Source organism: Lysobacter sp. Root916, from assembly GCF_001429785.1.
GTDB lineage: Bacteria > Pseudomonadota > Gammaproteobacteria > Xanthomonadales > Xanthomonadaceae > Lysobacter.
This window is the reverse complement of record NZ_LMJF01000012.1, coordinates 632587-645628: the sequence shown is the minus strand read 5'-3', so window position 1 is coordinate 645628 and position 13042 is coordinate 632587. Positions and strand designations below refer to the sequence as shown.

General features: G+C 69.1%; 10 protein-coding genes. 5 read left to right on the top strand and 5 right to left on the bottom strand.

The window, feature by feature from the left end:
• The first annotated feature begins 7 nt into the window (after positions 1 to 7).
• From ASE35_RS12440 to ASE35_RS12420, 5 genes are all read left to right on the top strand, one after another.
• Entirely contained in the window at positions 8 to 1612 is a 1605-nt protein-coding gene (locus ASE35_RS12440) for a baseplate J/gp47 family protein (RefSeq protein WP_057163997.1), read from the top strand.
• A gap of 10 nt (positions 1613 to 1622) precedes the next feature.
• Positions 1623 to 5708 carry a hypothetical protein gene (locus ASE35_RS12435; protein WP_057163996.1) on the top strand — a complete coding sequence of 1362 codons (4086 nt, stop codon included), beginning with the start codon at positions 1623 to 1625 and terminating at the stop codon, positions 5706 to 5708.
• A gap of 66 nt (positions 5709 to 5774) precedes the next feature.
• The gene (locus ASE35_RS12430) at positions 5775 to 6314 is read left to right on the top strand and encodes a hypothetical protein (protein ID WP_056183105.1); all 540 of its coding nucleotides are present in this window, start codon (positions 5775 to 5777) and stop codon (positions 6312 to 6314) included.
• Positions 6315 to 6339: 25 nt separating this feature from the next.
• Positions 6340 to 8070: a DUF6519 domain-containing protein gene (locus ASE35_RS12425; protein WP_057163995.1), complete on the top strand. Its 1731-nt coding sequence runs from the start codon at positions 6340 to 6342 to the stop codon at positions 8068 to 8070.
• A gap of 16 nt (positions 8071 to 8086) precedes the next feature.
• Complete coding sequence (locus tag ASE35_RS12420) at positions 8087 to 10609, top strand: vWA domain-containing protein (RefSeq protein ID WP_082611246.1); 2523 nt, start codon at positions 8087 to 8089, stop codon at positions 10607 to 10609.
• Positions 10610 to 10720: 111 nt separating this feature from the next.
• Here the strand turns inward: ASE35_RS12420 and ASE35_RS12415 are convergent, their stop codons facing one another.
• From ASE35_RS12415 to ASE35_RS12395, 5 genes are all read right to left on the bottom strand, one after another.
• Positions 10721 to 10951 carry a hypothetical protein gene (locus tag ASE35_RS12415; protein WP_162258761.1) on the bottom strand — a complete coding sequence of 77 codons (231 nt, stop codon included), beginning with the start codon at positions 10949 to 10951 and terminating at the stop codon, positions 10721 to 10723.
• A 209-nt stretch (positions 10952 to 11160) separates the two neighbouring features.
• Positions 11161 to 11451: a hypothetical protein gene (locus tag ASE35_RS12410; RefSeq protein ID WP_157489432.1), complete on the bottom strand. Its 291-nt coding sequence runs from the start codon at positions 11449 to 11451 to the stop codon at positions 11161 to 11163.
• Positions 11452 to 11740: 289 nt separating this feature from the next.
• Positions 11741 to 12100, bottom strand: a complete 360-nt coding sequence (locus ASE35_RS12405) for a hypothetical protein (RefSeq protein ID WP_056183091.1) — start codon at positions 12098 to 12100, stop codon at positions 11741 to 11743.
• A 15-nt stretch (positions 12101 to 12115) separates the two neighbouring features.
• On the bottom strand, positions 12116 to 12448 hold the full coding sequence (locus ASE35_RS12400) for a hypothetical protein (RefSeq protein WP_235570057.1): 333 nt from the start codon (positions 12446 to 12448) through the stop codon (positions 12116 to 12118).
• A 243-nt stretch (positions 12449 to 12691) separates the two neighbouring features.
• Positions 12692 to 13042, bottom strand: coding sequence for a hypothetical protein (locus tag ASE35_RS12395; protein ID WP_056183085.1), 351 nt, complete (start codon positions 13040 to 13042; stop codon positions 12692 to 12694).

Here is a 13042-nt window from a genome sequence, read left to right as displayed (position 1 = left end):
CGCCGTCATGGCCGTCACCGATCCGTTGCCGCCGGCGATCGATTACACCAATAAGGACTACGCGTCCTTGCGCCGCGCCATGCTCGATCTGGCGCGCCTGCGCCTGCCCGAGTGGACCGACCACACCCCGTCCGATCTGGGCGTGGTGCTGACCGACATGGTCGCCTACGTCGGCGACGTGATCCTGTACTACCAGGACCGCATCGCCAGCGAACTGTTTCCGGGCACCGCGCGCGAACGCCGCAGCGTGCTGCAGCTGCTACGCCTGATCGGCTACGAACCCACCCCGCCGCTGCCCGCGCGCGCCGACCTGCTGCTGACCTTCTCGGTGCCGGTGGGCCCGGCGGTGATCGCGATCCCCAGCGGCGCGCAGTTCATCGCCAGCCAGCCCAGCGACGATCCGGCGACCTTCGAATACCTGGGCCCGGCGCTGTCCATCGATCTGCATTCGGATCAGGTCCTGCCCGGCGCGATCGCCGGCCAGGCCCAGTTCGTGCTGCCCGTCTCGCACAGCCGCAGCCTGCCGCCGACCCTGCTGGGCTCGTCCAGCGGCGAGCCCAACCAGAGTTTCCGCCTGCCGCACAAGCCGCCGATCCTGGAAAGCCTGGTGGTCGAGGTCGACGAAGGCGCGGGCTGGGTGCGCTGGGACCGCCGCGACAACTTCCTCTACAGCACCGGCCCCGACGGCCGCACCCTGCTGTCCACGCGCGATTCGCGCGACTACATCTGCCAGTTCGACGAGAACGACGCCTGCGCCATCCTGTTCGGCGACAACGTGTTCGGACGCGTACCGCCGCGCGGCACCAACAACGTGCGAGCGACCTGCCGGGTCGGCGGCGGCGTGCGCGCCAACGTGGCCGCCAACACCATCACCCGCGCGGTCACCGTGCTGCCCAACCTGCTGGCGGTGACCAACCCGGCCCCGGCCGCGGGCGGCAGCGCCGCGGAAAGCAGCGAGATCGCGGTGCGCAACGGCCCCATGGTCTATCGCAGCGGCCGCCGCGCGGTAACGCCCGACGATTGCGTCGCCCTCGCCCACCACGCCGGCGGCGTGGCCAAGGCGCGCGCGCGCGCCCGCAACTGGAATCAGATCGACCTGATCGTCGCCCCGCAGGGCGACAGCTGGCGTCCGGTGCCGGAGGCGCTGCGCACCGCGCTGTTGGCCTACTTCGAGGACAAGCGCATGGCCGGCACCCAGTTGCGCGTGCTCGACGCCAGCCCGGCGCCGGTCGCGATCGCGATGACGGTGCGCTACGACGCGCGCTATCAGGCCGATCCGCTGCGCCAGCAGATCGCCGACACGGTGGCGCGCTACCTCGCCTACGACGCGGTCGATTTCGGCCAGGCCCTGTACCCCAGCGACCTGTTCGCGCTGATCGAGGCGATACCCGGGGTGCTGTCGCTGGACATCTACCGCTTCAACCGCGCCGATCAACCCGCTTCGACCCTGGACGACGATCTGCGCCGCTACGACCTGCCGTCGATGGCCGAGCTGCCGGACTTCATCCGCAACGCCCTGATCTCGCGCAGCGCGGTCGCCAGCCGCGTCGATGTCGGGCCCTACGAGCTGCCGGTGCTGTCGCAGCTCGAACTCAGCCTGCAGATCGGCTGAGGGGGCCGGCGTGATCATCGACCGCTTCATCGCAGAATCCGACCTGGTCGCCCGCCGCGTGCGGGTGTGCTGGACGCTGACGCCGGGTCCGGGCGAGACGCTGGCCGACGCGCCACGGCAGACGCTGCGGCGCAAGACGCGCGATTTCGAATTCCCGCAGCCGCCGCTGGCGCCCGATCCCTACCTGGTTTACGACAGCGCCGCGTTCCCGCCGACTCCCGGTGGTGGCATCAGCGTCATCGATCTGCCGGCCTGGGAAGAACGCGACGGCGCCGAGCGCATCGTGTTCGAGGCGATCAGCGTCGCCCAGGACGTCGGCGGCCAGCCGCTGGAGCGCGTGCGCCGCATCGTCGCCACCAGCTACGGCGCCGACGGCCAGCCGCTGCGCCGGCGCATCGAGATCGTCGACGGCGGCGACGCGCCGCTGTCGCTGACGCCCGGCGACGCCTGCTACTACCAATTGTTCAGCGCGGCCTTCGATCCGGTCGAGGCGCAGCGCCATCGCGCCATCGCCACGCCGGCGGCGCCGCACGGCCTCAACCGCACCATGTACGACCTGCTACCGGCCGTGCATCGCCAGTTCGACGTCAACTTGCGCCCGACCACGCCGGGTTCCGAGGCGATCCCGGAAATGGCCGCGCGTTCGGGCCAGCTGCGGCGCCTGCTCGACGTCTACGGCGCGTCCATGGACAGCGCGCGCAGCTCGGCCGAGAACCTGTGGGACCTGCACGACATCGACCGCGTCGACGGCCGCCGTCTGCCGCAACTGGCGGGCTGGTTGGGCTGGCGCCTGGGCGATGCCGATGCGCTGCCGCTGGCGCGCAACGAACTCAAGGCCACGCCGCGCTTGTACGAATCGGTGGGCACGGTGACGTCGGTCGGCGCCCTGGTCACGCGTTACACCGGCTGGACCACGCGCACCGCCGAGTTCGTGCAGCACCTCGCGCGCAGCAACCATGCGCCGCGTTATCAGATCCATGCAAGCGTGCCGGCGGGAGCGAGCTGGCGTTCGCCGCTGGACGCGGCCGCCCTGCTCGGTTTCGGCGCCGGCAACGACGAAGCTTTCGGCGTCGGCCCGGCGCCGGCGACCCTGGTCGGCAACGTCGCCGGCCCTTACGCGATCTTCCCCGGCGCCGAACTCAGCATCGCCGTCGACGGCGGCGCCTCGTTCCGGGTGCGTTTGGGCGCGTCGGCCTTCGCCAATCCAGCCGCGGCGACCGCTGCCGAAGTCGCGGCCGCGATCGCGGCGGTCGCCAGCGACATCGTCGCCGACGCGGTCGGCGGCCAGGTCCGGCTGCGCACGCGCAGCGTCGGTCCGGAATCGCAGATCAACGTCAGCGCGCGCGAAAGCGAAGCGCTGACCCTGGACGCAGCCGGCGGCGATCGTCTCGCCGCCGCCGCCGATGCGCTGGGCCGCGTGCGCGTGTTCGCCAGCGACGCCGCGAGCGCGCCCGACCCGGATCAACGCGAAGGCGAGCGCGCGCCTTACGGCGGCCTGGTCTGCAAGACCTGGGACGCCGGCCAATGGCGCGGCGCCACCCGCTTGCTGTCGACGCGACCTGGCGACGACGCCGCGGTCGCGCATCCGGCCGCGGCTACCCTGGCCGACGGCCGCGTGTTCCTGGCCCGTGTCGAAGCGGCCGAGAGCGCCAACGCGCGCGTGCGCTGGAGCTTGGGCAGTTCGCGTCCGCGCTTGCCTGCCGTGCTGCAAGGTCGCCAGCTGCCGCGTTTCCGCCTGGTGGTCGGCACCCGTCTGACCCTGCGCACCGCCGGCGCCAACGACGTGTTCCAGGTCAACGCGATCGATTACGCCAATCCCGCGCTTGCGACCACGGCCGAAGTGGTCGCCGCGATGAACGCGCAACTCACCCAGGCCGTCGCCAGCCCGGCCGGCGATGGTTCGATCCGCCTGACCAGTACCGCGGTGGGTCCGACCGCTCGCTTGTCGGTCGACCTCGCGCTGTCCAGCACCGCACGCGCGCTCGGCTTCGCCCACGCCACCGCGCCCAGTTTCGGCAGTTGGGACGACACCCTCGATCTGACGCCCGCGCAGACCTTGCCCGCACTCACCCCGGGCCGGCCGACCGAACTCAGCGCGCTCGCCTCCGGCGATGGCGCCGTGCTGGCCTGGAGCGAACACGCCGACGGCCGCTGGCGTCTGCGCGCCAGCGCCTGGCTGGGCGCGTTCGATGCGATCGCCACGGTCAACGGCCTGGCTCTGCGCGGCGAGAACGGCACGATCAACGTGCTTGACAGCGCCGACGGCTTGCCCAGCGACAACGTGCGCCATTGCCTGGTCGACGGCCTGGGCGCGCTGTGGGTCGCCACCGACGCCGGCGTCGCGCGCCGCCGCGGCAACCTCACCTGGCAGGCCTTCGACATCGGCGACGGCCTGTCCAGCGACGACTGCCGCCGCTTGCTGCAGAGCGACGACGGCGCAGTGTGGGTCGCCACCGACACCGGACTGTCGCGCGTCGCCACCAACGGCGGCATCACCACGTTGGACGTCGGCGACGGTCTGGCCGACAACGACGTGCGCGCGCTCGCGCTGGCCGCGGACGGTGCGCTCTGGATCGCCACCGCCGCCGGCCTCAGCCGACTCGATCGCAACCTCAACTTCGCCAATACGCTGGCGCCCGATCTGCCCAGCGACGACGTGCGCGATGTCGCGCTCGCCGCCGACGGCCGCGTCTGGGCCGCCACCGCCGCCGGCATCGCCGAGCGCAGCGCCGCCGGCGTGTGGTCTACGCTGGCGCCGCCGCTGGCGATCGGCAACGACGTGCGCGGTCTGGCCTACGCCGACAACGCCCTGTGGATCGCCGCCGCCAGCGGCGTGTGGCGGCGCGCGGCCGATGGCGCCTGGCGCGGCTGGTCGCTGGCCGACGGCCTGCCCAGCGTCGATGCGCGCGCCATCGGTGTCGACGGTGCCGGCAATGCCTGGGTCGCCACCGGCAACGGCGCCGCGCGTATCGATCGCAACGATGCGGTCATCGCCGTACGCAGCGCGCAGGGCCTGCCCAGCGACGACGTCAGCGCCTGGTCGTCGCCGTGGTCGGGCGCGATCGCGATCAGCGACGGCGGCGCGGCCGCCGGCGCACGCGGCGACCGCGAACCCCATCTGCTGCGCGAAGCCGGCGGCACCGTGCTGCTGCTGTGGTCGCGTTGGCTGTCCGGCGCCGCCGGACAAGACCGCCGCGCGTTGCGCGCGCGTCGCTACGACCCGGTGGCGCTGAGCTGGGGCCCGATCGCCGACGTCACCACCCCGCCCGCGCCCGGCGCTGCCGATGTGCAGCCGTCCGCGCTAGCGCTGGGTGGCGGCGGCACGCGCGTGTTCTTCAGCAGCGACCGCAACGGCGGGCGCAGCCTGTGGGAAGTGTCCTTGAGCGCGGCCCTGGTCGCGGCCGCGCCGATCGCCCTGCCCTGGGACGAGAACGCGCGCATCGCGCCGCTGCCGCTGATCCTGCCCGTGGCCGGGTTGACCCTGTTGCACCGCTGCGATGCGTCGATCGCGCTGGACCAGCTGGCGCCGATCCTGGCCGGCGCGGCGCCGACAGCCGCGCCCACACGCGTGCCCGAAGCGGCGACGCTGCGCCGGCACTGCAACACCATCACCCCGCGCATGGCCGAAACCGCGCGCAACACCCGCCACCATCAATGGGGCGATCTGCTCGCGTATACGCCGCATCGGCCGCTAGGCGGCGACGACGAACCGCCGCTGTCGCCCAACGAGTTCTACACCCGCGGAACGCTGGGCTTGTACGTGACGCGCGGCCGCTTCGGCCAGGCGCTGACCGTGGCCAATGCCGCGCGCCTGAAACAGCTGCTGGCCGAATTCCTGCCGATCAACTTGCGCGCGGTGATCGTGCTGGCGCCGTCGCTGACCACCGAGGTGCTGTACGCGCCGGGCGCGGATCTCAGCGATTCCTATCTGGACGACTACCCCTTCGTCGAACAGTTCCTCGATCTGGCCGACTCCACCAGCGCCGCCCTGCCCGACTGGGTGTTGCTGCTGAGCAATCAGGTCGCCAGCGTCAGCGCCAATCCGACCAACCTGACCACCTTGCGCCGCCGCACCTACTTCCCACCGCCGGTCTGAGCGCGTGCGTTCGCGCAGCGATCCAGCAGGCCTACCACCGAACACGCTCATCGAAGGAATCGAATTATGGACACGGACACCCGGATGCCCCTGCCGCAAGGCATGTACCGCGACGTGCTGCGCGACGCCGACGGGCGCGTGATCTGGGACCGCGGCTGGGCCAAGAACGCGATCCTCACCGATTGCCGGCGTTTGCTCGCCGCCTTCATGGGCGGCACACCGGGCGCCACGCTCGGCATTCAGGGCCTGGCGGTCGGCGCCGGCCTCGCCTCCTGGGACCAGGTGCCGCCACCGCCGCCGACCGGCAACGAAACCGGACTCACCGATCCCTCGCCCTTCGTGGTGCCGGCGGCGAATCTGGATTTCACCTTCATGGACGGACCGGTGCCTTCGGCCACGCCGACCAATCGTCTGCAAATCGTCGCCACGCTCGGCCCCAACGTACCGCCGTGGCCGAACGGCAGCCACGCCAGCGGCAACCTGCGCGAGTTCGGCCTGATCGCCCAACTCGGCGGCGCGCCGACGCAAATCAATCTCGTGCGCCATCCGGTGGTCGCCAAAGACCCGGCCAGCACGCTCGAACGCACCATCTGGCTCGTGTTCTGACACGACCACACGACGGGGACACGCCATGGCCATCATCTCGCCCAACACTTTCGATCCGATCCGCCGCTACGTCAGCGTGCGCCTGGCCCAGGGCGTGCCCCTGGCCGACGCCGACTGGAACGAAGGCGACGACATGCGTCGCTACGAGCTGCGCGCCTTCCTCCGCTGGTTCGTCGGCGACGGCGTGCCGGTCGGCAACGACGGCTTCCGCATCGCCGCGATCAATTCCGCCACCAGCTTCACCATCGTCGCCGGCGGCGGTCCGCAACCGCTGCAGGCCGGGCGCATGCTGGTCGACGGCATGGAGGCCTTCATCACCGCCGACATCGGCTTCAGCGCGCAGCCGCTGCACGCCGGCCAGGCCGGCGCCGCCGCGCTCGCCGCGAGCTGGGGCGTGCCGGTGATCGCCGCACTGCCGGCGCCGCCGGTCGCGCCGGCCACGCGCACCCTCACCGTCTATCTGGACGTGTGGGAACGCCTGGTCACGCTGGCCGAGGATCCGGCACTGGTGCTGCCCGGCCTGGGCACCGAGACCTGCTCGCGCCTGCGTCGCGAATGGGCTGTGCGCGTGCGTACCGGAGCCGCGCCGCCGGTCAACGGCGACCCCGATTTCATCGCCGGCCACAGCTACGCCGCGCTGGCCACGATCACCCAGACCTCGGCCGGCATCATCGACGCGCCGGCGGTGGTCGATCGCCGCCGGCGCGGCATCTCGCTGCCGTCGCAGATGGATTTCAACCAAGTGCTGTCCGACACCTTCGGCGGCGGCTATTCGGTCAACGGCAGCGGCGTGCCGCAACTGCCGTATCCGATGCGCGACGTGATCAACGCCATGCTGCGCGAACGCCCGGCCGCGGTCGGGCCCACCACCGTGCTCAACGCCGGCCCCTACAACACCCCGACCGCGGTGATCGATTCCAGCGGCGTGCCGTGGGTGTTCTGGGTGCGGGTGAACGGCCCCAACCGCTTCCTGTCCTTCAGCCGCCGCATCGCCGGGGTATGGACGCCGCCCGCCGACGCCTTCCAGTTCACCGGCGTGCTCAGCGTGAGCAGCCTGGCGGCGGCCGCGCAATCCAACGGCACGATCCGCGTGTTCTACTCCGCGCTGTCCGGCAACAACCGCATCTTCAGCCGCGCCTTCACCGGCGCCTGGGGCCCGGAGGAACTGGTCGACTCGATCGATCAGAACTCCCAGGTCAGCGCGGTCACCGATCAGACCGGAACCATCATCGTGGTCTGGCGCCGCGATACCGCTGGCGTGTTCACCGCGCAGAGCGTGCGCTATCCCCTGGGCGGCGCCGCCGGCGCGGTCACCAACGCCGGCACCATGGTGCGGCCCGGCGATCACGCCATCACCATCGATCCCACCGGCGCGCCGCAACTGGTCTACGTGCAGGAGCCCAATCCCACGGGCCCGAATTGGAGCGTCTTCACCAAGCGCTTCATCGCCAACGCCTGGGAAGCCAACTTCACCGACTCCACCCTGACCGTCCCGGTCACCACCTTCATCGACCTGGCCGCGGGCTACACCGCCGACGGCTCGCTGTGGTTGTTCTATTCCACCGTGAGCGCCCCCGGCTTCAGCACCTTGCGCGCGCGCCGGCTGGTGCTCGGCGTAACCGAAACCCGCGAACTGCTGCCGCCGCAGCAGACCGCACGCTTCCCCAGTCTCGCGGTCGACGCCGCCGGCAACGCCGGCCTCTACATCCAGAACGGCGCCCTGCTCCAGCAGGTCGGCCTGGTCCAGCACATCTGAGCGAAAGGAGCTCCTCATGAAACGTCAACTTCCGCTATGGCGGGCCTGGGCGATGATGCTCGCCCTGTTCGTCGGCACCGACGCGGTGGCGGCCACGGCCAGCCCCAACGTCACCGCCGCCAGTACCTCCGAGCCCAAGCTCAACGGCACCGGCGACGCCTGGGTGCCGTTCACCAACGCGCTCGGTTTCCCCAACTCGAGCAAGTCGATCAAGGTCTTCTACTTGTCCGACGATCTGGCCGTGTACCCGCTCAACGGCGCCGCCGCGACCGTGCAGCTGCGCGCCAAGACCGGCGGCCCGATGATCAACTGCACTTTCAACGCCGGCGTACCGGTGCTCAGCGGCACCAACGGCGGCACCTGTACCTTCCGCATCATCAACACCGCCGGCCAGGTCGACACGCTGGAGATTTTCCATCTCGGCATGCTTGCGGGCGACATCCGCGTCACCGCCACCGGCATCACCGCCAGCGGCGGCGGCAACACCGTCGATGCCTACGACAGCGACACCGTGATTCCGGGCTCAAAGCCGACGCCCGCACTGGGCCCGCCGCTGTCGCGCCTGCCCGCACGCCTGGTGCTGGTGTTCGACAAGTCCGGCTCCATGGCCTGGTCGTCCAAGCTCAACGGCGACCCGGTCTGCGGCGCGTTGTATTCGCCCAATCCCGACTGCCAGCGCTGGAAGGTGCTGCGGCGCGCGACCGAGCAGATGATCTCGGTGGCTAAGGCCTATCAACTGCCGACTGATAAGTTGGGCGTGGTGTTCTTCGACAACGACGCGACCAACACCGGCGGCATCGCCGCGATGAGCACCGTCAATCTGGATGCGGTGCTGAGCGAAATCGACAAGCCGGCGCATCAGCCCGGCGGCGGCACCTCGATCGGCGACGGCATCGCGAACCTGAATTCGGATCTGGTCGGCGGCGATAACGCCAACTTCAACAACACCATGCTGCTGTTCACCGACGGCGCCCAGAACACCAGCAAATTCCTGGTCTGGGACGGTCTGGACCTGCGCGTCAATACCAACAACAGCCCGATCGGCGGCGACTTGGTGCGTCCGGCCGGCAAGCAGCTGAGCCTGTGCCCGTTCCGCCTGCGCCTGGACGATCCCAGCGACCCGGACTCGAGTTCGCTGCTGCAGAACATCGCCAACTACAGCGGCTGCGGCGCGCTCAACATCGAGACCACGCTGGACAATCCGCCCGCCGGCGCGATCCAGTATTTCCTGCAGGTGCTGGCCGACACCCTGATCGGCGACAAGCTGGAACTGCTGCACACCGACAAGGGCGAGCAGGCCGCGCCGTCCGGTGCCATCGCACCGCCGCCGCTGGACATGAGCTTCAAGACCAGCAAGAAAGATCTGGCCTTCACCATCCTGCTGGGCTGGGACCAGGCCTTCCAGGCCGACGGACGCCCCAACATCAAGCTCAGCAAGGACGGCGTCGACTTCGATCCGCTGCATAACCCGCATTTCACCATCAGCGGTGGCGCCGGCCATGTCGCCTTGACTCTGCGCGCGCCGTTCTGCGACGCGCACGGCAAATGCGTGTCCAGCGACGGCGATTGGAAAATGCGCGTGGCCCGCACCCTGCCGCGCGGTCTTGGCCACTGGAACCTGTTCGTGATCGGCGACAACGCCAGCATCGTCTCGCGCTACAACGTCGGTCAGACCAAATCCGGCATCGGCGAGCCGCTGCAGCTCAAGGCCACCCTGACCGAAGGCGGCAAGCCGCTGGTGGGCCTGCCCGCCGGCACGGTGCGCGCCTTCGTTTCCGGTCCCGCGCTGAGCTTGGGCAACATCCTCTCCGACGGTAAGGCCAAGGCGGGCGAAGCACCGCAGGGCGACGCGCTCAGCGCCTCCGGTTTGAAGCTGCAGGCCATGCTGGCCGACCCGGCACAGCGCGACAAGATCCTGAAGGCCCTGGAACTCGGCGCCGAGAAGGGCATCGAGCTGAAGGAAACCAGCCCCGGCGTCTATACCGGCGAGTACCCGGCCACGCTGGCCGAAGGCGTGTATCAGGTCACCTACCGCATCGACAGCACCAGCTCGGACAACGGCGCCTTCACCCGCGTCTTCACCACCGACCACTACGTGCAAGTGGCGCCGGATCCCGCCGCCACCGCCAAGACCATCAAGCACGAGCCCGCACGCACCTGCCCCTCCACCCACGCAGGCGGTTGCATCAAGCTGACCCTGACGCCGGTCGACGGCAAGGGCAACCGCGTCGGTCCCGGCAAGTCGACGAGCTTCCAACTGGTGCAGCCCTTCGAGGGCGGCATCGTCGGCGATGTCACCGACAATCTCGACGGCAGCTATAGTCTGGTGATCGGCTACAACAAGAAGGGCATGGCGCCGCCGGTGTTGCGCATCGACGGCCAAACCCTGACCCTGCCCGACGCGGTCGGTACCGGCGGCAAGGGCGGTGGCGGCAAGCTCACCGGCGACGGCGACAAGCCGATCTGGCAGCAGTGGTGGGTCTGGCTGATCGCCCTGCTGGTGCTGCTGGTGCTGATCCTGCTGATGCGGCGCAAGTAAGCCGTCCTTGGGGGCGCGAGCCGCGCCCTATAGGATACGAAGACGCCGCGAGTTATCGCGGCGTTTTCATTTATCACTTCGCGGTCAAGGTGAAAACGAGGTGCTTTGACGCTAGTCGACCTCCCCAACGGCAAGCTCCGTCCAAATGAGTATTCCGACCAGAGCGCCCACCGTCAGAATCACAGGCATCGCCAGTACGGCCCACCAGGGCATGCGCTTGAACCGATAGGCGATGAAACTCGCCAGAACGCTGGCCGAGCCGACAGGCCACCAGAATCGCATCGAGCTGGGAAACTGTGCGGCGTCACCCGCCAGCAGTCGCCCCATGAGATACAACAGCACCGGAACGACACCCATGCCAGTGGCTAAAGCAGCTACGGCCTGCCATCGACGCTCTGGTTCAGGCCTTACATCTGGCAATCCGCTGTTTGGCGGCCGATAAGGGTCTTCCAAGAACAGTCCATCACCGATGAGGTCGGAGCGATCTTAGAACCTTCGATGCCGCTTCGGCCATAAGCTTCCTGCCCTAGGAATCGCCCGAAGCCTCCTATTCACCGCACCGGCGGCGGCAGCATGGTCTCGCCGCACACGCAGCGTCCGTTCCACAGCAGCATCTCGAAGCCCGGCGCGCATTTCAGGAACTGCTTGCAGGTGTCCACGCCGCCCAAGCTATCCAGCGGCCCCGGGCTGCGATCGGTGCGCGGCGGCGCGTCGCCTGGCGCCGGTTGCGGCGTGCTCAGGTCGCGACAGCCGCATTCCGGCCACTCGCCCACGCCGATCTGGTTGCCCTCGGCGCAGCCGAAGTTGTTTTCGCAGGTCAGGGGCGTGCGCGGCGGGGGCACCTTCTCGCAGCCGCATTGGGGCGGCTCGCCGGTCGCGATGGTTCCTTCCGCGCAATCGACCAGCTCCGCGCAACTGCGTTGCGCCGTGGCCGAGGGTATCGCCGCTAACGCCGTCAACCCGATCAAAAGCGCTAGCACCGCTCGCGATCTCGTTCGCGCATTCATGCCTGGCCTCCTTGCGACGTTTCCGCAATGACAAGGCAAACACAGAATCGCAGCGGTCGGCGCTACCGCTCGTCGGCAGCGCGCCCGGCGGCCGGCTTATCCGCGCCTGGCGCGCATCCGGGGCTCAGGTGCCGCGGCGTACCTCTCGCCAGACCAGGATCAGCGGGGTCGCGAACACCAGCAAGGCAAAGGCCGCGTAGATCAGGGCCGGAAGCACCTCGCCCCGGAACAGCCACAGGAAGGCCGGCAGGATCACCAGCAGCAGACCCGCCGGCCGGCGCCGAGTCAGCAGATAGGCGCCCACCGCCACCAACATCCACAGCAGCGACAAGGCCATCGCCTCAAACGACGAGACCGGCTTGGCCTGCTGCGCGTCCGGCCCTGGCCCCAGGAACAGCACGGCGACCACGGCCAGCACCGCGACCGTCATCAGCATCCAGGCGCACAGGTCGGAGAGACCGAACAGTATTTTGGTAAGGCGCATCGACCCGTTCTCCGATCAGTCTTCGCTGTCGATCGCGTGCAACCGCGCATATCGGCGCAGAATTGCGGCCGACACGAATTGGTGCAGCACGATCACTCCGGCGAGCAAGACCATGTACAAGGCAAGCGAGAGCTTGCCGTCTCCATACCAGCGCACAGCCCACAGCGTCAGCATCATCGTCCCCAACGAAGCGATGCAGGCAATGATGGAGACTCTGCCGGAGAATATGGAAAGTCCCGAGCACTCGCTGCATTTGAAGGTGCCGCGCACGAACGAGACTCCTGGCATGAACCGATGCAGTCCCGAAGCTGGGGTCTTGCCGCAGTGCGGACAGACGATAGTGCTCAACGATAGGATCCCGATACTTCGGCCCTTTCCACTGCGATGCAGCGCAGGAACCCGTTCGCCGCCGACCGCGGCCAAGTCGCCAGAACCCCTGGCACGCCGCGCATCCTGCGCGGCGGAGAGGCCCCGGTCAATGACGGACCATCCAGCGAACGAACGGGAAATGGCTCGTTAGTGCGCAATAAGCGTCGAAGTTTCCAAAGCACCCCGGCCAAATCGCGTTCGCCGCCGTCCAGATCGCCGACCTCAGTTCGGAACGGATGGCTCGTAAGCCGCGAACGGGCCGAAACACACCCAGTCGGGCGATGCCAGACCGGCCATGACCTCGGCCTGGGAGGGGAAATGCTCGCGAAATTCGGGCCAGACCCCGGCCACGTACTCGTCCCACCGCAGCGGGTCCAGCTGATGGACTTTGCCGTCGGCCAAATCGATGAACTCGTAGTCGCGCGCCTGGATCTGCGCCACGCCCTGCACCAACGCGGCTTCATGATTGGCTGCCGCTACGTAGACGGCGACGAAGGCGCCGGCCAAGTGCGAAGGCATCTCGCGATTCTGGCCGCGGCCGATCTGCAGGTTGAGTAGGAACAGCTGATTCAT

Bases quoted from the DNA above. Each gene is read 5' to 3' on its own strand.
- ASE35_RS12440 (WP_057163997.1), top strand. From the start codon at position 8: ATGGCCGTCACCGATCCGTTGCCGCCGGCGATCGATTACACCAATAAG.
- ASE35_RS12430 (WP_056183105.1), top strand. From the start codon at position 5,775: ATGGACACGGACACCCGGATGCCCCTGCCGCAAGGCATGTACCGCGAC.
- ASE35_RS12425 (WP_057163995.1), top strand. From the start codon at position 6,340: ATGGCCATCATCTCGCCCAACACTTTCGATCCGATCCGCCGCTACGTC.
- ASE35_RS12420 (WP_082611246.1), top strand. From the start codon at position 8,087: ATGAAACGTCAACTTCCGCTATGGCGGGCCTGGGCGATGATGCTCGCC.
- ASE35_RS12405 (WP_056183091.1), bottom strand. From the start codon at position 12,100: ATGCGCCTTACCAAAATACTGTTCGGTCTCTCCGACCTGTGCGCCTGG.
- ASE35_RS12395 (WP_056183085.1), bottom strand. From the start codon at position 13,042: ATGAATCAGCTGTTCCTACTCAACCTGCAGATCGGCCGCGGCCAGAAT.